A 19,577-nucleotide genomic window follows, 5' to 3' on the forward strand; every position below is an offset into this window, starting at 1 on the left:
TCTCAGCCGGTCATCAGCCGCTTCACATGGGCCGCCGCTGAGGTCGACAGCCCATACAGGTCGTAACCGCCTTCGAGCAGGCTCACAAGTCGGCCCTCCGCATAGCGGTCGGCGATGTCGAGCATTTCGCCGGTCGCCCAGTCGAAGTCCTTGTCGATGAACTTCAGATTGGCCAGCGGGTCGCGGTAATGCGCGTCGAAGCCGGCGGAGATGATGACGAGCTCCGGGCGGAACGACCGCAGGGCCGGCAGGATGCGCTCGTTCATCGCTTCGCGGAAGGTGCCGCCGCCGGTGCCGGCGGAGAGCGGGGCGTTGACGATGTTGCCGGCGCCGACCTCGTCCTTGGCGCCGGTGCCGGGATAGAGCGGCATCTGATGGGTCGAGCAGTAGAGGACGCTCGGATCGGACCAGAAGATGTCCTGCGTGCCGTTGCCGTGATGGACGTCCCAGTCGAAGATCGCGACCCGTTCCAGCCCGTGCACGGCCTGGGCGTGACGTGCCGCGATCGCGGCGTTGTTGAACAGGCAGAAGCCCATCGCCGTCGCGGTCTCGGCGTGATGGCCGGGCGGGCGGGCGGCGACGAAGACGTTGTCGGCCTCCTTCGCCATCACCGCATCGACCGCCGCGGTGGCCGCACCGACCCCGTGCAGGGCCGCGGTGAAGCTCTTCGGGCTGAGGATGGTGTCGCTGTCGAGCCGGATGATTCCGTCTTCCGGAACGGCCGTCGCGAGCCTGCGCACGTAATGCTCGGGATGGCAGCGATAGATCGACTCGAGCGATCCCTCCGGCGCCTCGCAGCGGTCGAGCAGGTGGAACGCCTCGTCCTCCAGCGCCGCCATCACCGCCTGGATGCGCTCCGGCCGCTCCGGATGCCCTGGCCCGGTCAGATGCTCGGCGAAGATCGAGTGGAAGTAGAGGCGGGTCATCATGATCCCAAGGATTAGCCCTGGCGGCCCGCCAGCGCAATTTGCTTTGGCGATGGGGCGTCTTAATTGGCGTCTGCCCCACGCCCTTCTCGGCTGAGCGGCTCCCTGCCGCCGGCCGATGGCTTTCCCCAGACCTAGGTCAATCCGAAGAGATCAGTATGGCTGACCAACCATTCCTTGCGCTCAATGACGGCCGGCGCATCCCGCAGGTCGGGCTCGGCGTCTGGCAGACACCCAACGAGGGCGTCGCCGCGGCGCTCGAGGCCGCCTTCGCCGCGGGCTACCGCCATGTCGACACCGCTGCCGCCTACGGCAACGAGGAAGGCGTCGGCGAGGGCATCCGGTCCGCCGGAATTCCCCGCGACGACATCTTCGTCACCACCAAGCTGTGGAACAACGACCAGGGCTACGATGCGACGCTGAAGGCCTTCGATACGAGCGCCGAGCGCCTCGGCCTCGACGCCGTCGACCTCTACCTCATCCACTGGCCGATGCCGAAGAAGGGCCTCTATGTCGAGACCTCGAAGGCGCTGGTGAAGCTGAAGGAAGACGGCCGCGCCCGCTCGATCGGCGTCTCCAACTTCACCGGCGAGCATCTGGAGCGGATCATCGGCGAGACCGGCGTCACGCCCGTCCTCAATCAGATCGAGTTGCATCCGGACTTCCAGCAGAAGCCTTTGCGCGCCGTCCACGACCGGCTCGGCATCAAGACCGAATCCTGGAGCCCGCTCGGCCGCGGCCAGATGCTCGACAGTCCGGTGATCAAGAAGATCGCCGACAAGCACGGCAAGACCGCCGCGCAGGTGATCATCCGCTGGCACATCGAGGAGGGGCTCGCCGTGATCCCGAAGTCGTCGAACCCGGACCGCATCCGGCAGAATTTCGACGTGTTCGGCTTCTCGCTCGACGCCGAGGACATGACCGCGATCGCCGGACTGGACTCGGCGGACGCGCGCATGGGGCCGGACCCGATGACGGCTGATTTCTGAGGCGAAGCGGCCGGGCTGCGTCCGCCGGCAAGCGTCGCGCGGACGGCTCGGCCGCCGCCTCAGATCCGCCCGGTCTGGCCGCGGTGCCTGAGGTAGTGGTCGGCGATGGCGCAGGCGACCATCGCCTCGCCGATCGGCACGGCGCGGATCCCGACACAGGGGTCGTGCCGGCCCTTGGTCACCACCTCCACCTCGTTGCCGTCCGTGTCGATCGAGCGACGGGGCGAGAGGATCGAGGAGGTCGGCTTGACCGCGAAGCGGGCGACGATCGGCTCGCCCGTCGAGATGCCGCCGAGGATGCCGCCGGCATGGTTGGAGAGGAAGCGGGGCTTGCCGTCCGGGCCCGCCCGCATTTCGTCGGCGTTCTCCGTGCCCGTCAGCCGGGCCGCGGCGAAGCCCTCGCCGATCTCGACGCCCTTCACCGCATTGATCGACATCAGTCCCGCAGCGATATCGGTGTCGAGCTTGGCGTAGATCGGCGCGCCGAGGCCGGCCGGCACGCCTTCCGCGACGATCTCGATCACCGCGCCGACGCTGTCGTGCGCCTTGCGGATGTCGTCGAGATAGTCCTCGAAGACCGGGATCGCCGCAGCGTCGGGCGTGAAGAACGGATTGTCCTGCCGCTCGACCACCGTCCAGTCCCAGTTCGCCCGGTCGATCTCGCGGGTGCCGATTTGCGTGACCGCGCCGCGCACCACGAGGCCGGGCACGACCTTGCGGGCGATCGCACCGGCGGCGACGCGCGTCGCCGTCTCGCGCGCCGACGACCGGCCGCCGCCGCGATAGTCGCGGATGCCGTATTTGACGTCGTAGGTGTAGTCGGCATGGCCCGGCCGGTACTGGCGGGCGATCTCGCCATAGTCCTTCGAGCGCTGGTCGACGTTCTCGATCTCCAGCGCGATCGGCGTGCCCGTTGTGATCAGCGTTCCGGGGCGCTCCGGGTCCTCCAGGACGCCCGACAGCACCTTCACCGTGTCCGGCTCGCGTCGCTGGGTGACGAAGCGCGAGGAGCCGGGCTTGCGGCGGTCGAGCTCTGCCTGGACCTCGGCCAGCGTGAAGGCGATGCCCGGCGGGCAGCCGTCGACGACGCAGCCGATGGCGGCCCCATGGCTTTCGCCCCAGGTGGTGACGCGGAACAGATGGCCGAAGCTGTTATGGGACATGGTGTACGATCCGTGAATCCGCGGATGAGAAGGCTTCGGAACGCCCTTCGCGGCCTTTTGCAGGGGTTAAGCCATCGCCCGCATGCCGGTCAAACCGTCCGGCGTCACGCGCTGAAACGAAACGTCATCATTCGCTGCCGAGAAAAGTCATAATCGGTAGCGCAAATCCCCGGACTGCGACGAACCCACGCGGCCGTCGCAGCGAACGTCTTCCGTCTCTCGCCATGCCGGGAGGGACGGAAACCGAGCTCTCCGGGCCTGCCGCCGGAGAACGCAGACATGAGGGTCACGCCATGACACGTCGGATCATCGCCTTCTTCGCCTCCTCCTTCCTCACCGTCGCGTTGACCATTCCCGCCATGGCGCGGGAGAGCGACGGGGTCATCGAGGACATCGACATGGAGCATGCCACCATTCGGCTGTCGGACGGCGAGATCTACGAGGTTCCGTCGGACTTCGACTTCGGCGCCGTGGCGCCCGGCATGCAGGTCGTGGTGATCTACGACGACACGCGCGAGAACCGGTCGCTCAGGGCGATCTGACAACGCGCGGGACGGCTGCCCTTGCTCCGCCTGAAGGGCCGGCAGCCGTCCTGCCGCGGACCCCGTGGGGCTGGCGGGAACGCTTGAAGCGGTCTCGGCACGGGCCGACCGGCTCAGGCGGATGGTGGAGACAAGCGATCTCCGCGTGACGGTGCCGCGCGGGCGCGATTTCGGGAGGACATCCTTCCGGCGACGCTCAGCGCCATGCCCGGCAGCCCCGGTCGAGCAGGCCTTCCGCCTCGGCGGCGAAGCGGATCCTGGGATTCGACTGGGTGGCCAGGATCCAGAAGCCCGGCCCGGCGCTCCTTGACCACGCGCCGACGACGGCGATCGTCATCTCGTCCATATGCCGTTCGGCCCCGGGAACCCCGTGCGCGACGAGCTGGAGGGGATTGTGGCCGGCGAGGCTGTCTGCCTTGATGCGCTCCACCCAGTAGGGCGGAGCCTTGCGCGCGAACCATATCTGCCGAAAGCGCCCGGTGCCGATCCGGGCGGCGGCCTTCGCGAGGGCTGCGGCGACCACCGGTTTGACGCAGGCGATATGAATGTGAAGCTGATCCTGGGTGCGCGACTGCGGCGAGTTGATCGCCAGCGCCATGCGGATCCAGCCATCGCGGCCTGAAGGGGCTCCTGTCGCCTCGCCGCGTTCCTGCCAGGCCATCGCGAAGAAATTCGGAGCGTTCGGTGCAAGAAGGCGAGGGTCCTCGATGCCCGGGATGGCGGCGATGGGAGACAGGATCGTGCGTCGCAGGCCGAACGGCTCGCGCAGCACGACATAGCCCCCGTCCGGCGAGCGGACGACCTTCAGACAGGGCGCCGGCAACGACGTCACCGCGGAATCGGCGGAGCAGGCATCGACGACCAGTCGCAGCGCCGTGCCCGACAGGTTCGCAGCGTCGACCGTGGCGCAGGAGACGATCAGTGCCAAAGCGACGAGGAGGAGCGGTCGCGGCCTCGCCATCCTCCCGAATCCCCGCCGCCGGCTCAGCGCCATTCGATCTGGCCGCGCTCCGCCACCAGGACGCGATCCTGCGGGATCCCGATATAGGCGGCCTCGTCCTCGGCGAGGCCTGCGAAGGTCGCGAGGAAAATGCGGGAAATGCCACCATGCGCGGTGACGATGGTCGGGCCGGTCAGGCCCTCGAAGACCGGGCGGGCGCGGGCCGCCAGCATGGCGTAGGATTCCGCCCGCTCGCCGGGCGGCCTGAAATGCCATTTGTCGGCGTCGCGCGCGGCGAGCCCGGCCGCGTCCCAGGCCCGGATCTCGCGCGTCGTCTGGCCCTGCCAGTCGCCGAAGTTCAGCTCGATGAGGCGCCCATCCGTGGCGAAGTCGTCGGGGGGAAGACCGAGCTCCTTGCGGATGATCCGCATCGTCTCGCTGGCGCGGGCCATCGGGCTCGACAGGAAGCGGAAGTCCTTCGCCCGCTCGCCGAGGACGTTCTTGAGATACCGGCCGTTCCGCCTGGCCTGATGCCGGCCGAGCGTGTTCAGCGGGACGTCTTCCTGGCCCTGCAGCCGCCCGTCGGCGTTCCAGGTCGTCTGACCGTGCCGGCAGAGGTAGAGAAGCGGCAGGGCCGCGGCTGGCGTCGCGCTCATCGCGGTTCTACCTCGAGAGCCGCTTACGGCAGGTCCTTGACGACAGAGATGTCCGGCGCGTCCACCGCCTTCATGCCGACGGTGTGATAGCCGGAATCGACGTGATGCACCTCGCCGGTGACGGCGCGGGACATGTCGGAGAGGAGATAGAGCGCCGACTGGCCGACCTCGTCGATGGTCACCGTGCGCTTCAGCGGCGAATTGTACTCGTTCCACTTGAGAATGTAGCGGAAGTCGCCGATGCCGGAGGCCGCCAGCGTCTTGATCGGGCCGGCGGAGATGGCGTTGACCCGGATCGCCTGCTTGCCGAGGTCGACCGCGAGATACTTCACCGACGCCTCGAGGGCGGCCTTCGCGACGCCCATCACGTTGTAGTGCGGCATCACCTTCTCGGCGCCGTAATAGGTCAGCGTGAGGATCGAGCCGCCGTTCGGCATCATCTTCTCGGCCCGGGCCGCGACCGCGGTGAGCGAGTAGACGGAGACGTCCATCGTCTTGCGGAAGTTGTCGCGGCTGGTCTCGACATAGCGGCCGGTCAGCTCGTCCTTGTCGGAGAAGGCGATGGCGTGCACCACGAAGTCGAGCCCGCCCCATCTCTCCTTGAGCCCGTCGAAGACCGCGTCGATCGTGGCTTCGTCGGTGACGTCGCAATGGCCGGCAAGGCTCGCGCCCAGCTCCTCGGCGAGCGGGGCGACCCGCTTCTTCAGCGCGTCGCCCTGGTAGGTCAGAGCGAGTTCGGCGCCCTGGTCGGCGAGAGCCTTGGCGATGCCCCAGGCGATCGAGCGGTTGTTGGCGACGCCCATGATCAGGCCGCGCTTGCCGTTCATCAGACCGGTCGATGGGGCCATGGGGCGAATCCTCCGGGATCGTTGCGAAAGCCTTGCCAGCGGAGCCGGGCCGGCATCGGTGTGCCTGGCAGAATGCGCAGGACCACGTGCCGTATCCCGATGCCCCACAAGCATCGATGCGATGGCCGGCGGGTCGCGCGTCCGGTCGGCGGAAGGCCGCCCCGCCGCGATGCGACGGCCGGAATCGTGTAAACCACTGGCGGCGGCGGGTATGGCATAGGGCCGCCGCCCCATCAAGCGCGGCCGATCAGGCAGCTGCGGCGGATGCGCGCGCCGGAGCGCGAGGATTAGGCCGCCGGCTCGCGTTCGGCCCTCTGGCGCATCAACGCCTCGAGCTCGCGATCGCCCTCCGGCAGCATGATCTGCGTCGAGACGAGGAGGTCGCCCCGGCCGCCCTCCTTCCGGGTGAGGCCCTTGCCGCGCAGGCGGAAGGTCTTGCCGGAATTGGTCCAGGCGGGAACGCTGAGGGCAATGCGCCCGTCCAGCGTCTCGACCTCGACCTTGCCGCCGATGACGGCGCTCTTCAGCGGCACCGGAAGGTTGAGGACGAGATTGCGGTCCTCGACCCGGAAGCGGGGATGCTTGGCGAAATGGATGGTGATCAGCGCGTCACCCGCCTTCCCGCCCGGCTGCGGCGACGGCTGGCCCTGGCCCTTCAGGCGGATCTGCTTGCCGTCCTCGACGCCCTCGGGCAGAGAAATGGCGAGACGCTTGCCGGAGGGAAAGGCCACCTCGACCTTCTCGCCGGAGACGACGTCCTCGAGCTCGATCGTCAGGTTGGCGGTGATGTCGGCGCCCTTCACGGAACCCTCCCGAGCGCCGCCGAAGCCGGCCCGGCCGGCCGACTTCTGCGCCCCGCCGGACGCCGCGCCGCGGCCGCCGAAGGCCTGGTCGAAGAAGTCGGAAAAGATGCTTTCGGCATCGAAGTCCTGCGCCCGCGTCGAGGAACGGTATTCGAACCCGCCGGGCTGCGCGCCCGCCCGCCCGCCGAACGGGCCACGCGCGCCCGCGCCGGCACCGAACGGGCTGCCGCCGGAGAAGCCCTGGAACTTCGGCTTGCCTTCGGCGTCGATCTCGCCGCGATCGAACTGGCCGCGCTTGTCCTTGTCTCCGAGGATCTCATAGGCCTGATTCGCCTCGTTGAAGCGCGCGGACGCGCCCGGGTCCTTGGAATTGGCGTCCGGGTGGTACTTCTTCGCGAGCTTGCGAAAGGCCGACTTGATCTCCTTGTCGCTCGCCGTTTTCGATACGCCGAGGACGGAGTAGGGATCGCGCATGGGATCGAAAGTCCTCCAAAGGGCATGAGCCAAAGGGCATGAGAAAGGGGCGAAGCTGCGACCGCCGCGCTTCGCGTTGCCCCCTATATGGATGGGAAACAAGCGTAATTGAAGACCGGGGCGCGCCTCTTTGCGCCGGTCAGGACGTGCGGCGCGCGAAGTCGACCAGCACCCACTGCCCCGGTCCGGCGGTGCAGGCTTCGCCGTCGTAGAGGTTGACGCCGTCGAAGCGCTGGCGGGAGGTTTCGAAGCGCCGGCAGATCCGCGTGCCGCTGCGCTCCTCGGCGAGCTTGGCGATGACGCCGCTGGCGCCGGTCTCCGGATTGGACCAGGGATAGCGGCCGTCGCCCTTTTCGAGGTCGGCGGCAGAGACGGCGTTGCGGATGATACGCTCGTCGGAAAGCTGGTCCTCCGGCACCGGAGCCGGCTTCACCGAGCCGGTGATCATCGTGTCGTCGACCATGTCGGAAAGGCCCGGTCCCGAAACGACGCAGCCGGCCAGCGGAGCCAGGCAGATTGCCGCAGCGAGGATTTTGAACCTTTGCATCGATCTCATATGACTGTGGCCGCGCCGAATCAGGAGCGCGACGGACAAGAGATGAGCGCATCATGAGCAAGGATCAGTTAACGCTCGGTGAAACCCGGGTCGGCGAAGACCCGATCGCATTGTTCGGCACCTGGCTCAAGGCTGCCGAGGAAAGCGAGCCGAACGATCCGACGGCGCTGGCGCTCGCCACGGCGGACGAGAACGGCCTGCCGGACGTGCGCATGGTGCTTCTGAAAGCGTTCGACGCTCGGGGCTTCGTCTTCTACACCAACTTCGACAGTGCCAAGGGCCGGCAGATCCGCGAAAATCCGCAGGCGGCCATGTGCTTCCACTGGAAGTCCCGCCGCCGGCAGGTGCGCGTGCGCGGGGCGCTCGACACCGTCACGGACGCGGAGGCCGACGCCTATTTCGACAGCCGGGCGCGCCAGAGCCGGATCGGCGCCTGGGCGTCGGATCAGTCCCGGCTGCTGTCCAGCCGCGCCCTCCTGGAGCAGCGCGTCGCCGAATATGCCGAGCGCTACGGCGACGGCGAGATCCCGCGCCCGCCCTACTGGTCGGGTTTCCGGCTGACTCCGGTGCAGATCGAGTTCTGGCAGGACGGCGCCTTCCGCCTGCACGACCGGATCGTCTTCCGCCGGCCGGACCCCGAGACGGACTGGTCGATCGAGCGGCTCTACCCCTGAGCAGCGAGGCCTCGCGCCCGTCCGGCTTCGGTCGCTATCAGGCGCGGGAGCGGGCGTGAGAGGATGATGCGAGCGGCACAGGCCGGCGGGCGCCGGCCGCCGCCCTCAGAGCGTCGCCGCGGTGCGGGCGGCCTGGTCGTAGTGGCCGGAGAGGACGCGCAGGAGATGGGCGATCTTCGACATCGCCTCCGGCGAGATGCCGGTCTCTCCGGCGCCGGCGACGAGGATCTTCTCGCGCAGTTCGCGGTAGCGCCGGCAGGCGGTCTCGCCCGCGCGGGTGATCGAGACCAGCCGCTCCTTGCCCGCCTTCTCCCGCGTCACCAGCCCCTTCGCCTCGAGCTTCTTGATGGCATAGGTCGCAAGATGCGTGTCCTCGATGCCGAGGACGAGGCAGATGTCGGCGAGGCGCTTGGCCTTGCCGCGATGGGTGACGGTGTGGAGGACGAGGATCTCCGTCGCCGTCAGCCCGGGCTGGCCGGCAGCCGTCATGCAGCGCTCCATCCACCGCTCGAAGGCGTGGCCGGCAAGGATCATGCCGAACTCCACCTCCGACAGCGCCGGCATGGCCCCGTCGGCGAGATGGGCGGAGGAGACGATCGGGCCGAAGGGTTCGGCCGGGGCGTCGTCGCGGTCGTTCGCAGCCATCTTCAGCCTCCCGCGAACATGGTGCGCGGCAGGAACAGCGCGAGGTCGGGGAAGAGTGCGAGGAGGACCACCATCAGCGCCAGCAGCAGGAAGAACGGCGCCGTCGCCGCGGCGATCCTGAAGATGTTCTGCCCGGTGAGGCCCTGGATGACGAAGAGGTTGAAGCCGACCGGCGGCGTGATCTGCGCCATTTCGACGACGATGACGAGATAGATGCCGAACCAGACGAGGTCGAAGCCGGCCTGCTGAACCAGCGGCATAATCACCGACGTCGTCAGCACCACCATCGATATGCCGTCGAGGAAGCAGCCGAGCACCATGAAGAAGATGGTGAGGGCGAAGAGCAGCGCATACGGCGAAAGGCCGAGCGAGCCGATCCAGCTTGCCAGCTCCCGCGGCAGTCCGGTGAAGCCCATGGCGGTGGTGACGAGGGCGGCGCCTGCGAGGATGAAGGCGATCATCGCCGAGACGCGGGTCGCCGCGAGCAGGCCCTCGGTGAACTCCTTCCAGGACAGCGCCCCTTGCGCCCGCGCGATGACGAGGGCGATGACGACGCCGATCACCGCCGCCTCGGTGGGTGAGGCGATGCCGCCATAGATCGAGCCGATGACGCCGGCAATCAGAAGCACGGCCGGCGCGATGCGCTTCACCGCGGTGAGCTTGCTCTCTTTGGCGAGGACGTCGGCATTGTCCGGCATCAGCGAGGGCTTCAGCGTCGCGGCGATCGCGACATAGCCCATGAAGAGCAGCGCCAGCACGAGGCCCGGCAGGATGCCGGCAATGAACAGCCGCGCGATCGATTCCTCCACCGCCGCGCCGTAGACGATCAGGATGATCGAGGGCGGGATGAGGAGCCCCAGCGTGCCGGAGCCGGCGAGGGAGCCCATGGCGAGGCGCTCGTCGTAGCCGCGCGCCTTCAGCTCGGGCAGCGAGATCTTGCCGATCGTCTGCGTCGTCGCGGCGGAGGAGCCGGAGATCGCCGCGAAAATCGCGCAGCCGACGATGTTGACGTGGACGAGCCGGCCGGGGAGCTTGCGCATCAGCGGCGCGAGGCCGGCGAAGAGGTCGTCCGACAGCTTCGACCGGAACAGGATCTCGCCCATCCAGATGAACATCGGCAGGGCCGTCAGGTCCCAGGAGGTCGAGGCCGACCAGAAGGAAGTCGCGAGGATCTGCGCGTCCGGCAGGGCGGGGCGCGACAGAAGCGCGGCGAGCGCGGTCAGCGTCAGCGCGACGGCCACCCAGAGCCCGGAGGCGAGCGCGCCGAACAGGACGACGACGACCAGCAGCGAGAGTTCGAAGACGCTCATCAGACGCTGGCTCCGCCGCCGGTGATGCGGTCGTTCCCGGTGAAGGCGAGGACGCCCTCGTCGACGAGGGCGACGGTGAGGATCAGGAGGCCGAGCGCCAGAACCGCCTGGGGCAGCGCCAGCGGCACCGCGACCATGCCGTAGGACAGGTCGTTGTAGCTGAGGCTCTTCAGCGCCAGCGCGGCCATCGCGTAGGTGGCAAAGCCGGAGACGCCGGCGCCGAGCAGGGCGACGATCCCGTCGACGACGCGCCGCACCCCGTCAGGCAGCCGCGTGGTCAAAAGGTCGACGCGGATGTGGACATTCTTCGCCAGCGTATCGGCGAGCGCCAGGAAGGTCGCGGCGCCCAGCAGGAAGCCGGAGATCTCGGCGAGCGAGGGCACGATGAACCGCGTCGGCGGCAGGCCGAGCTTGACCAGGGCAAAATCGAGCAGCCGAGCGGCGATCTGCACGGCCACCATCACGAGAATGGCGACGAGACAGAGCGCCGCGAGGCCCGCAGCGGCTCGGTAGAGCATGTCGAGAGCGCGTCGCATGGCGGGCGGAGCCTTTGGGGTTTGGGGGTTGGGCCGCTTTCGCGGCGTGTCGAGGGCAAAGTGCGAAGGTCCGCGCCCTTCGCGCCCCCCTCTGTCCTGCCGGACATCTCCCCCGCATGGGGGGAGATCGATTTTCGCGCAAACGCTTACACCGATCTGACTCGCCGTATCTGGCCTTCAGCCGGAGAATGAGGTGCCGTCCGCCGAAGCGGCCGATCTCCCCCCTTGTGGGGGAGATGCCGGCAGGCAGAGGGGGGCGCGCAGGCCTCCCTCCCGGCAGACACGTCCGCCCTTACTTCTTATACGCCTCGAGCAGCTTCTCGCCCTGCTCGCCGGCGGACTGCTTCCAGGCCTCGGTCATCTTCTCGCCGATCTTCTTGAACTCGGCCTTCAGCTTGTCGGACGGCTGGATCACCTGGATGCCGTTCTTCTTCAGAAGCTCGGTGGTGCGGCGCGTCTCTTCCTTGGAGGCGTCCCAGCCGCGCTTCTCGGCCGCGGCCGCGGCGTCGGTGATCACCTTCTGCGCGCTCGCGGGCAGGGCGTCGAAGGCCGACTGGTTGACGATCACCATGTTGCGCGGCAGCCAGGCGTTCAGCTCGTAATAGTCCTGGAGGAAGTCCCAGACCTTCGAGTCGACGCCGGTGGAGGGCGAGGTCATCATCACCTCGACGCGGCCGGTCGAGAAGGCGGTCGGGATGTCGGAGGCCTCGATCTGCGTCGGCACCATGCCGGCGTCGCTCGCCAGTTCCTCCGTCGACTTGTTGTAGGCGCGGAAGGTCTTGCCGGAGAGGTCGGAGATGTCGTTGATCTTCTGCTTGGTGTAGAGGCCCTGCGGCGGCCAGGGCACGGAGAAGAGAAGCTTCAGCCCCTCCTTCTTCAGCGCCTCTTCCATGAACGGCTTCTGCGCCTGGTAGAGCTTCCAGGCCTCGTCGTAGCTGGTCGCGAGGAAGGGCACGGAGTCGACCCCGAAGATCGGGCTCTGGTTCTCCAGCCGCGAGACCAGGAGTTCGCCGATCGGCACGATGCCGTCGCGCACCGAGCTCTCGATCTGCGCATGCGGGATCAGCGACTGGTTCGGATGCAGCGTAATCTTCACCGCGTCGCCAGCCTTGTCGTTCACGTCGGAGATGAACTCGGCGATGTTCTTCTCGTGGAAATTCCCTTCCGGATAGGGCGTCGGGAAATCCCAGGCCGCCTGCGCGAAGGCGGCGCTCGGGAAGGCAAGGGCGGCGGCGAGGACGGCTGTCGGCAGATGCTTCATCGGGGTCTCCTGGGCTCCTGTCGTAACGGACCGGTGAAGACTTCCACGAAATTTGCGTGCCGTCAAATACGCTGATAATCTCCCGATAAATTATCGATGTTGGTGAAACTTCAGGCGGAGTGCCGAAAATGCGGGCAGCGGATGCGGGCAAGTGGGACTTCTGGATCGATCGCGGCGGCACGTTTACCGACGTCATCGGACGCGATCCTGCCGGCCAACTCCATCCGAAGAAGCTCCTGTCCGAGAACCCCGGCGTCTACGACGACGCGGCGCTCGAAGGCATCCGGCAGCTGGTCGGCGTTGAGACCGGCGCGCCGATCCCGCCGGAGCGCATCGGCACGGTGCGCATGGGCACGACCGTCGCGACCAATGCGCTGCTGGAGCGCAAGGGCGACCGCACGCTGCTCCTGATCACCCGCGGCTTCCGCGACGCGCTGAGGATCGCCTACCAGGCGCGGCCGGACATCTTCGCCAAGGAGATCATCCTGCCGGAACAGCTCTACGAACGGGTGGAGGAGGTGCCGGAGCGGGTGCTCGCAGACGGCACGGTCGAGCTTGCGCTGGACGCGGACGCGACGCGGGCGGCGCTCGATCGCGCCAAGGCGGACGGCATCGATGCCGTCGCGATCGTCTTCATGCATGCCTGGCACTATCCGGAGCACGAGGCGAAGGCGCGGGCGCTGGCGGAAGCCGCGGGCTTCTCGCAGATCTCGGTCAGCCACCAAGTCTCGCCGCTGGTCAAGCTCGTCGGGCGCGGCGACACGACGGTGGTCGACGCCTATCTGACGCCGATCCTGTCGCGCTACGTCTCCCGCGTCGCCTCGGCGCTCGGCGCCGACATGAGCGACGGCGCCGCGCCGTCGCTGCAGTTCATGATGTCGTCGGGCGGCCTCACCGCCGCCGAGATGTTCCAGGGCAAGGACGCGATCCTCTCCGGCCCCGCCGGCGGCGTCGTCGGCATGGCCGAGACGGCGCGGGCCGCCGGGTTCGACAAGGTCATCGGCTTCGACATGGGCGGCACGTCGACCGACGTCACCCACTATGCCGGCGCCTACGAGCGGGCGCTCGATTCGGAGGTCGCGGGCGTGCGGATCCGCGCGCCGATGCTGCGCATCCACACGGTCGCGGCCGGCGGCGGCTCGATCCTGCATCTCGACCAGGGCCGCTTCCAGGTCGGGCCGGATTCGGCCGGCGCCAATCCCGGCCCCGCCGCCTACGGCCGCGGCGGGCCGCTGACCGTCACCGACGCCAACGTCATGGTCGGCAAGCTGAAGCCGCATCTCTTCCCGGCGGTTTTCGGCCCGAACCAGGACCGGCCGCTGGACGCCGACGTGGTGCGGGAGAAATTCGCCGCGCTCGCCGAGCAGATCGGCGACGGCCGCACGCCGGAACAGGTGGCGGAGGGTTTCCTCACCATCGCCGTCGAGAACATGGCGAATGCGGTGAAGAAGATCTCCGTCCAGCGCGGCTACGACGTCTCGCGCTATCTCCTCAACTCCTTCGGCGGCGCCGGCGGCCAGCACGCCTGCCTCGTCGCCGACGCGCTGTCGATGGAGACGGTGCTGGTCCATCCAATGTCCGGCCTGCTTTCGGCCTACGGCATCGGCCTGTCCTCGCTCTTCGCCTCGCGCAGCCAGGCGCTGGTCGCGCCGCTGGAGGAGGGGGCGAAGGCCGAGATCGGGGCGCTCGCAGCCGAGCTCTCGGACGCCGTGACGGCCGAGCTGACGAAGCAGGGGCTCGCCGCGGAGGCGATCGACCACACGGTCCTCCTGCAGCTTCGCTACGACGGCACCGACACGACGCTGCCGGTCGCCTATAAGGGCGACCTCGCCGCAGCCAGAACGAACTTCGAGGCGGCGCACAAGGCGCAGTTCGGCTTCGTCTACGACAACAGGCCGATCGTCGTGGAGAACGTCTCCGTGGAGGCGGCGGAGCGGCGCGCGGCGGAAGACGGCTCCGCGGCGGCGACAGCCGAGCCTTACGAACCCGAGGCCGGAGCGACCGAAACGATCTTCACCTCGGGCGAGAGCCGCGCGGCGCGCGTCTTCCGCCGCGAGGCGCTGCGGCCGGGGGCGCGGATCAAGGGACCGGCGCTGGTCGTCGAGCCGAACCAGACGATCGTCGTCGAGCCCGGCTGGACGGCCGAGCTGACGGCGCGCGACGACGTCCTCCTGACGCGCACCGAGAGGAAGCCGCGCCACGCCGCGCTCGGCACGGCGAAGGCTACCGAAGGCGGCGGAACCGATGCCGGCGCCGATCCGGTGCTGCTCGAAGTGTTCAACAACCTCTTCATGTCGATCGCCGAGCAGATGGGCGTGACGCTGCAGAACACCGCCTCCTCGGTGAACATCAAGGAGCGGCTCGATTTCTCCTGCGCCGTCTTCGACCACACCGGCGCGCTCGTCGCCAACGCGCCGCACATGCCGGTGCATCTCGGCTCGATGGACCGGTCCGTCGAGACGGTGATCGCGCTGAACGAGGGCAGGATCCGCCCCGGCGACGTCTTCGCGCTCAACGCTCCCTACAATGGCGGCACGCATCTGCCTGACATCACCGTTGTGACGCCCGTCTTCGACGATCAGAAGCAGAATATTCTCTTCTACGTCGCCTCGCGCGGCCACCATGCCGATGTCGGCGGCATCGCGCCGGGCTCGATGACCCCGCGCGCGACCAAGGTCGACGAGGAAGGCGTCCTCATCGACAACCTGCAGCTGGTGAAGGGCGGGGTCTTCCAGGAGGAGGAGCTGCGGCGGGTGCTGACCGACCATCCCTATCCCGCCCGCAATCCGCAGCAGAACATCGCCGACCTGAAGGCCCAGATCGCGGCGAACGAGAAGGGCGTCGCCGAACTGAAGAAGATGGTCGGCACCTTCGGCCTCGGGACGGTCGAAGCCTACATGGCCTATGTCCAGGACAATGCGGCCGAGGCCGTGCGCCAGCTGATCGACGGCCTTTCCGACTGCGCCTACGAATACCCGACCGACTCCGGCCAGGTGATCAAGGTCACGGTCACGGTCGACAAGGCGGCGCGCGAGGCGACGGTGGACTTCACCGGCACGTCGGACTCCATGGCGAACAACTTCAACGCCCCCGAGCCGGTCACCCGTGCGGCGGTGCTCTACGCCTTCCGCGTCATGGTGGAGAAGCCGATCCCGATGAATGCCGGCTGCCTGCGGCCGGTAAAGATCGTCGTGCCGGAGGGCTCGATGCTGAAGCCGCGCTATCCCGCCGCCGTCGTCGCCGGCAATGTCGAGACCTCGCAGCATGTCACCAACGCGCTGTTCGGGGCGTTCGGCGCGCTGTCGAACTCGGAGGGGACGATGAACAATCTCACCTTCGGCGACGACCGCTACCAGTATTACGAGACGATCTGCTCGGGCTCGCCGGCCGGCCGGATGAACGACGGCCGCAGCTTCGCCGGAACCGCCGGCGTCCACGTCCACATGACGAACTCGCGCCTCACCGATCCCGAGATCCTGGAGATGCGCTATCCCGTGGTGCTGGAGGACTTCCACATCCGCGTGGGCTCGGGCGGGGCCGGCGCGAAGCGCGGCGGCGACGGGACGAAGCGCACCATCCGCTTCCTGAAGGAAATGGACTGCGCGATCCTCTCCTCGCACCGCACGCTGCCGCCGAAGGGCATCGACGGCGGCGCCGACGGCGAGATGGGCGCCACCGAGGTGCGGCGGCTGGACGGCACGCTGGAGCGGCTGGCGGGCTGCGACCAGACCGTGCTCAAGGCCGGCGAAGCGGTGATCGTCACGACACCGACGCCGGGCGGCTACGGCCGGGCCTGACGGCGGGCGCCGTCACTTGGCGGGGCGGAGCGGCGGTCGGCCGCTCCGCCCCTTGCGGTGGGGCGGATCGTGCGGGGATCGCTGGCGCGCCTGCCCCGCTCCGGGGCGCCGGGTCTGGCGGGGGGCCGAATCCCTCTCGGAATCGCACGCGTCAGGTCCCGTTTCGTAAGTACGGCTTCCGATTGCTGAAATGTCGCATTTGATAATCTTCGTTTAAGCCGCTGCTGCTTCAATAGGCAGGTCGATTATCAAATGGATCTGCCAGCATGCGTCTCACCATTCCCCGCAAACTCGGCCTGCTGATCGCGCTGTCGGCGGCAGTCTGCCTCGTCCTGACGGCCGTGCAGCTCTACACGACGAAGAACCTGATCACCCAGGAGCGCGAGCGCCTTCTGGTGTCGCAGGTCCAGTCCGCGGTCTCGATCGCCAATGCCTTCCGCCAGCAGGTCGCGGACGGGGTGATGAGCGAGGCGGAGGCGCAGAAGCGGGTCGGAGCGGTCCTCCAGTCGGTGCGCTACGGCAAGGACGACTATTTCTTCGTCACCGACATGTCGGGCACGATGCTGTACCATCCGACCGCCAAGCTGATCGGCAAGAACCTGTGGGACATGAAGGACCCGGACGGCTACCCGCTGTTTCAGCATCTGATCCGGGCGGCCAAGGCGGGTGGCGGCTTCACGCCCTATCTGTGGCCGCGCAAGGCCGACACGCCGCCGGTCGACAAGCTGAGCTATTCCATGGAAGTGCCCGGCTGGAACTGGATGATCGGCACCGGCGTCTACATGGACGACCTGCAGCAGATCTTCTTCACCGCGGCGATGAAGTCGCTCGGCTGGCTCGCGCTCATGCTCGTCGGCCTCGGCCTGGCCGCCTGGCCGCTGGCCCGTTCGATCTCGCGTCCGATCAACCAGATGACCGGGGCGATGCGCCGGCTCGCGTCGGGCGACACATCGATTGCCCTGCCTGCCTCGGATCGCGGCGACGAGATCGGCGAGATGGCGGCGACGGTCGAGACCTTCCGCCAGGCGACCATCGAGCGCGACCGCCTGGAAGGCGAGACCAGGGCGCATCAGGCGCAGAAGGAAGCCGAGATCGTCGAGAACGAGAAGGCGTCGCAGGGCTATGTCCGGGCGCACGAGTTCTTCATGAGCCAGGTCACCGACGGCTTCCGGAAGCTGGCGGGCGGCGATCTGACGATCCGGCTCGATAAGCCGTTCACCCAGGACTACGAGGGCGTGCGCGCGCTGTTCAACGAGAGCGTGGCGGCGCTGGAAGAGGCCGTGGGGCAGGTGGCCGGAACGATCGGCTCGATCCGCACCGGCCTCTCCGAGATCACCACCGCCTCCAACGACCTCGCCCAGCGCACCGAGCAGCAGGCGGCGAGCCTCGAAGAGACCGTGGCGGCGCTCGGCGAGGTGACGGGAGCCGTCAACCGGACGGCGGACGGCGCCGGCAATGCCCAGAAGGTCGCGAGTTCCGCGCGGCTGAAGGCCGAGAAGGGCGGCGCGATCGTTCAGAAGGCGGTCGACGCGATGAGCCAGATCGAGGCCTCGTCGCAGCAGATCAGCCAGATCATCGGCGTCATCGACGAGATAGCCTTCCAGACCAACCTCCTCGCGCTGAACGCCGGCGTCGAGGCGGCGCGCGCCGGCGAAGCCGGCAAGGGCTTCGCCGTGGTGGCGCAGGAAGTGCGGGCGCTCGCCCAGCGTTCGGCGGAAGCGGCCAAGGAGATCAAGGGGCTGATCCAGGCGTCCGGCGAGCAGGTCGTCGCAGGCGTCGAGCTGGTGACGGCCTCCGGCCAGTCGCTGGAGGAGATCGTCGCGGAGGTCTCCTCGATGACCGAGGTGATCGCGACGATCGCCGCCTCGGCGCGCGAGCAGGCGGTGAGCCTGCGGGAGGTGTCGACCGCCGCCGACCAGATGGATCAGGTCACGCAGCAGAACGCGGCGATGGTCGAAGAGGCGACGGCTGCGGCGCAGACGCTGGCGGCCGAGACCAGCGATCTGGCCGCCGCGATGGGCCGCTTCAAGATCACGAGTGCAACCGGCGCGGCGAAGATCCCGCAGCCAGCCCAAGCGTCCCCGGCCGCGGCTCATCGCTCCCCCGCACCCCGCGCCGTGCCGCAGCTGCGCGCCGCGGGATCCGGCGGCGCCGCCCGCAAGCCCGCCGCCGCAACAGCCGAGGAAAGCTGGGAGGAGTTCTGAGGCCTCGTCCCGTCATCCTGCCGGAGGTTCGCGAGCGTTCCTCCGCTCCCAGCGACGGCGGCTTCGGATGACCCGGGGCCGCCGTTTCCGTTTGGGCGGCGGAAGGCGCGGCGGGTGAGCCTGCCCGCACTCGTCAGCCTGAGCGCCCGAGGGTGCCAGCCGCCGCCGTAAGGGGCGCAAGAATTGCTGCGGTGCACTTACATTCTCACGAACTATTAGGAATTGCGAGCAAATGTGCGGCGGGCGGAACCCCGCGTCTTCCGATTCTCGCGTTCCTTTTTGCACCGCACCAAGGTTCCTCACGTGTCCCTGACCAATCTGAAAATCTCCCGCAAGCTCGCGGCCACCTTCGCCGTGATGATCCTGGTCGTCCTCGCGATGGGCGGCGTGGTCTATTCGCATCTCGCGAGCATCGGCACCGCCAACGGCGACATGCGCTACCACTCGAGCGTCATGAGTTCGACGACGGACATCCGCATGGCGGTCTCGCGCATGGAAGCCGCGATGCGCGCCTTCATGCTGACCAAGAACGACCGTTACACCAAGGCCATCGAGGTGCGCCAAACCTCGATCAACAAGGAACTGAGCAACCTGCGGGCCGTCGCACCCGATCAGGCGGCCAAGATCGATCAGATCGCCGAAACCATCGCCAACTGGCGCAAGGTGGTGGTGGATCCCATCATCGCCGGCGTCCGCAGCCCCTACGGCTTCAGCCGTGCTCTGACCCTGTTCCAGAGCGCGGATGCGGACAAGGCCATCGGCGCCGCGGAAGACGCGATCGACGCAGTCCGCCTCGCCGAGACGCAGGCCGTGCTCGCCGGCTCGGATCGGCAGATGGAGGCCACGCAGACGGCGACGCTCGCGCTCGTTGCCGGTATCGCGGTGCTGATCCTGCTGACGGGCGGGCTCGGCTGGCTGCTGGCCCGGGCGATCGCCCGGCCGATCGACCGGATGACCGCTGCGATGCGGCGCCTCGCCTCGGGCGACAAGGCGGTCACCGTTCCCGGTATCGGCCGCGGCGACGAGATCGGCGAGATGGCCGGCGCGGTGCAGGTGTTCAAGGAGCAGGCGATCGAGCGCGACCGCCTCGCCGAAGAGGCCGAGGCGGCGCGGATTTCGCAGGACCAGGCCAAGCAGCGTCAGGCGGCGCTGGACAATGCCAAGGCCGAGGACCTCCGGGCCTTCGTCGGCATGGTCGAGGTGGGCTTCGACCGGCTGTCGGCCGGCGACCTCACCGTGCGCATGGCCGGCCA

General features: G+C 68.3%; 17 protein-coding genes. 6 read left to right on the top strand and 11 right to left on the bottom strand.

Annotated features, from left to right (window positions below; genetic code table 11):
* Positions 1–2 precede the first annotated feature (2 nt).
* Positions 3–929 (bottom strand): histone deacetylase family protein, encoded by a 927-nt coding sequence (locus AB5S17_RS18195; protein WP_369241992.1) that lies wholly within the window; start codon positions 927–929, stop codon positions 3–5.
* Between the two features lie 155 nt (positions 930–1,084).
* Here AB5S17_RS18195 and AB5S17_RS18200 point away from each other — a divergent pair, with 155 nt between their 5' ends.
* Positions 1,085–1,915: an aldo/keto reductase gene (locus tag AB5S17_RS18200; protein WP_369241994.1), complete on the top strand. Its 831-nt coding sequence runs from the start codon at positions 1,085–1,087 to the stop codon at positions 1,913–1,915.
* 59 nt (positions 1,916–1,974) lie between these two features.
* Here the strand turns inward: AB5S17_RS18200 and aroC are convergent, their stop codons facing one another.
* Entirely contained in the window at positions 1,975–3,078 is a 1,104-nt protein-coding gene (gene aroC, locus AB5S17_RS18205; RefSeq protein WP_369241996.1) for a chorismate synthase, read from the bottom strand.
* Between the two features lie 359 nt (positions 3,079–3,437).
* Between aroC and AB5S17_RS18210 the strand changes: the two genes are divergently transcribed.
* Positions 3,438–3,620, top strand: coding sequence for a DUF1344 domain-containing protein (locus AB5S17_RS18210; protein WP_369242034.1), 183 nt, complete (start codon positions 3,438–3,440; stop codon positions 3,618–3,620).
* Between the two features lie 196 nt (positions 3,621–3,816).
* On the opposite strand, the gene AB5S17_RS18215 is transcribed toward AB5S17_RS18210, so the two are convergent.
* From AB5S17_RS18215 to AB5S17_RS18235, 5 genes are all read right to left on the bottom strand, one after another.
* The gene (locus AB5S17_RS18215; RefSeq protein WP_369241998.1) at positions 3,817–4,614 is read right to left on the bottom strand and encodes a CDP-diacylglycerol diphosphatase; all 798 of its coding nucleotides are present in this window, start codon (positions 4,612–4,614) and stop codon (positions 3,817–3,819) included.
* Positions 4,605–5,216, bottom strand: coding sequence for a histidine phosphatase family protein (locus tag AB5S17_RS18220; protein WP_369242000.1), 612 nt, complete (start codon positions 5,214–5,216; stop codon positions 4,605–4,607). Before AB5S17_RS18220 ends, AB5S17_RS18215 begins: the two co-directional genes overlap by 10 nt.
* Before the next feature lie 23 nt (positions 5,217–5,239).
* Complete coding sequence (gene fabI / locus AB5S17_RS18225) at positions 5,240–6,064, bottom strand: enoyl-ACP reductase FabI (RefSeq protein WP_369242002.1); 825 nt, start codon at positions 6,062–6,064, stop codon at positions 5,240–5,242.
* 287 nt (positions 6,065–6,351) lie between these two features.
* On the bottom strand, positions 6,352–7,341 hold the full coding sequence (locus tag AB5S17_RS18230) for a DnaJ C-terminal domain-containing protein (protein WP_369242004.1): 990 nt from the start codon (positions 7,339–7,341) through the stop codon (positions 6,352–6,354).
* Between the two features lie 139 nt (positions 7,342–7,480).
* Complete coding sequence (locus tag AB5S17_RS18235; RefSeq protein ID WP_369242006.1) at positions 7,481–7,888, bottom strand: RT0821/Lpp0805 family surface protein; 408 nt, start codon at positions 7,886–7,888, stop codon at positions 7,481–7,483.
* 62 nt (positions 7,889–7,950) lie between these two features.
* Here AB5S17_RS18235 and pdxH point away from each other — a divergent pair, with 62 nt between their 5' ends.
* Positions 7,951–8,571: a pyridoxamine 5'-phosphate oxidase gene (gene pdxH, locus AB5S17_RS18240; protein WP_369242008.1), complete on the top strand. Its 621-nt coding sequence runs from the start codon at positions 7,951–7,953 to the stop codon at positions 8,569–8,571.
* A 105-nt stretch (positions 8,572–8,676) separates the two neighbouring features.
* Here pdxH and AB5S17_RS18245 read toward each other — a convergent pair whose 3' ends face one another.
* The 4 genes from AB5S17_RS18245 to AB5S17_RS18260 all read right to left on the bottom strand — a co-directional run bounded on the left by AB5S17_RS18245 (position 8,677) and on the right by AB5S17_RS18260 (position 12,323).
* Complete coding sequence (locus tag AB5S17_RS18245) at positions 8,677–9,216, bottom strand: winged helix DNA-binding protein (RefSeq protein ID WP_369242010.1); 540 nt, start codon at positions 9,214–9,216, stop codon at positions 8,677–8,679.
* Between the two features lie 2 nt (positions 9,217–9,218).
* On the bottom strand, positions 9,219–10,526 hold the full coding sequence (locus AB5S17_RS18250; protein ID WP_369242012.1) for a TRAP transporter large permease: 1,308 nt from the start codon (positions 10,524–10,526) through the stop codon (positions 9,219–9,221).
* Positions 10,526–11,062 (bottom strand): TRAP transporter small permease, encoded by a 537-nt coding sequence (locus AB5S17_RS18255; protein ID WP_369242014.1) that lies wholly within the window; start codon positions 11,060–11,062, stop codon positions 10,526–10,528. Before AB5S17_RS18255 ends, AB5S17_RS18250 begins: the two co-directional genes overlap by 1 nt.
* 292 nt (positions 11,063–11,354) lie before the next feature.
* Positions 11,355–12,323: a TRAP transporter substrate-binding protein gene (locus AB5S17_RS18260; protein ID WP_369242016.1), complete on the bottom strand. Its 969-nt coding sequence runs from the start codon at positions 12,321–12,323 to the stop codon at positions 11,355–11,357.
* Positions 12,324–12,451: 128 nt separating this feature from the next.
* Here AB5S17_RS18260 and AB5S17_RS18265 point away from each other — a divergent pair, with 128 nt between their 5' ends.
* The 3 genes from AB5S17_RS18265 to AB5S17_RS18275 form a co-directional block, all read left to right on the top strand.
* The gene (locus AB5S17_RS18265; RefSeq protein WP_369242018.1) at positions 12,452–16,120 is read left to right on the top strand and encodes a hydantoinase B/oxoprolinase family protein; all 3,669 of its coding nucleotides are present in this window, start codon (positions 12,452–12,454) and stop codon (positions 16,118–16,120) included.
* A 266-nt stretch (positions 16,121–16,386) separates the two neighbouring features.
* Positions 16,387–18,324, top strand: a complete 1,938-nt coding sequence (locus AB5S17_RS18270; RefSeq protein ID WP_369242020.1) for a methyl-accepting chemotaxis protein — start codon at positions 16,387–16,389, stop codon at positions 18,322–18,324.
* A 303-nt stretch (positions 18,325–18,627) separates the two neighbouring features.
* A partial coding sequence (locus AB5S17_RS18275; protein ID WP_369242022.1) for a HAMP domain-containing protein occupies positions 18,628–19,577 on the top strand: 950 nt, incomplete at its 3' end.

The organism is Jiella sp. M17.18 (genome assembly GCF_041027365.1).
Lineage (GTDB): Bacteria > Pseudomonadota > Alphaproteobacteria > Rhizobiales > Rhizobiaceae > VKMB-3413.